This is a genomic window from Kineococcus siccus (assembly GCF_009906795.1).
Classification (GTDB): domain Bacteria; phylum Actinomycetota; class Actinomycetes; order Actinomycetales; family Kineococcaceae; genus Kineococcus; species Kineococcus siccus.
The window spans coordinates 1-1,130 of record NZ_JAAALN010000401.1 but is presented as its reverse complement, the minus strand read 5'-3'; the positions used below and the strand labels follow the sequence as shown (position 1 = coordinate 1,130).

2 protein-coding genes are annotated in these 1,130 nt (G+C 78.9%); both read left to right on the top strand.

Annotation, left to right across the window (positions count from 1 at the left end):
* Positions 1 to 425, top strand: a 425-nt coding sequence (locus GTR02_RS21795) for a glycosyltransferase family 9 protein (protein WP_166609553.1), incomplete at its 5' end; no start/stop codon positions are given.
* 44 nt (positions 426 to 469) lie between these two features.
* On the top strand, positions 470 to 1,130 hold a 661-nt coding region (locus tag GTR02_RS21790; RefSeq protein WP_166609552.1), incomplete at its 3' end, for an SIS domain-containing protein.

The window sequence follows — 1,130 nt, the reverse complement described above, 5'->3', positions numbered from 1 at the left end:
CGCCAGGTGCGCGGGTCGCCGGCGCGCACCCCGGGGTCGTGGACGCGGCCGGGCGCACGAGCTTCGGCGAGCTCGCGACGCTGCTCGAGGCCGCCGCGGTGGTCGTCGTCGGCAACACGGGCCCCGCGCACCTGGCCGCCGCGGTCGGCACCCCGGTCGCGAGCTGGTTCTCGGCGGTCATGCCCGTCGAGCGCTGGGTACCCTTCGGGGTCCCCGTCGTCCTGCTGGGCGACCTGTCCGCGCCGTGCCGGCTGACGCGGGCCCAGGTGTGCCCCGTCCCCGGCCACCCGTGTCTCGACGTCCCCCCGCAGGACGTCGTCGACGCCGTCGAGGCCCTCGCCGCGGGTCGCGTCCCCGCCCCACCCCCCGCGGTGCCGCAGAACGCGGGGTCCACCGGGCCCGCCGGTGCGGAGCAGGGCCTGTGACCCGCCCGGCGCACGACTCCCCCCGACCCACCCCAGGAGGCGCAGTGACGAACGGCCAGCCAGCAGAGGGTCCCGCGGCGCGGTGGCTCGCCCGGCACGAGCCGGAGGTCGCCGCCGCCCTGGCGGGCCTGCGCGCGCAGAGCGAGGTGATCGACCGCTGGGGGCTCGAGCTGGTGGCCGTGTTCCGCCGCGGCGGTCGCGTGCTGGTCGCGGGCAACGGCGGCAGCGCGGCCGAGGCGCAGCACCTCACGGCCGAGCTGGTGGGCCGCTTCGAGGGGGAGCGCCGGCCGCTGTCGGCGATCGCGCTGCACGCCGACACCTCCAGCACGACGGCCATCAGCAACGACTACGGCGCCGACGAGGTCTTCGCCCGCCAGGTCGAGGCGCACGGCCGCCCGGGCGACGTCCTGGTCCTGCTGTCCACCTCCGGGCGCAGCGCGAACGTGGTGCGGGCCGCCCAGCGCGGCCGGGCCGCGGGGCTGCGGGTGCTCGCGCTCACGGGCCCCGACCCGAGCCCGCTCGCCGAGGCCTCCGACGAGGTCGTCCTCTCGGGAGCCCCCGGCTCGTCCACCTCGGCGGTGCAGGAGGGGCACCTCGTCGTCGTGCACGCGCTCTGCACGGCCGTCGACGCGCACCTGCGGGAGCCCGCCCCGGCCGCCACGGCGCCCGCGACCGCCTCCACCGCGGACAGCGCCACCACTGCCG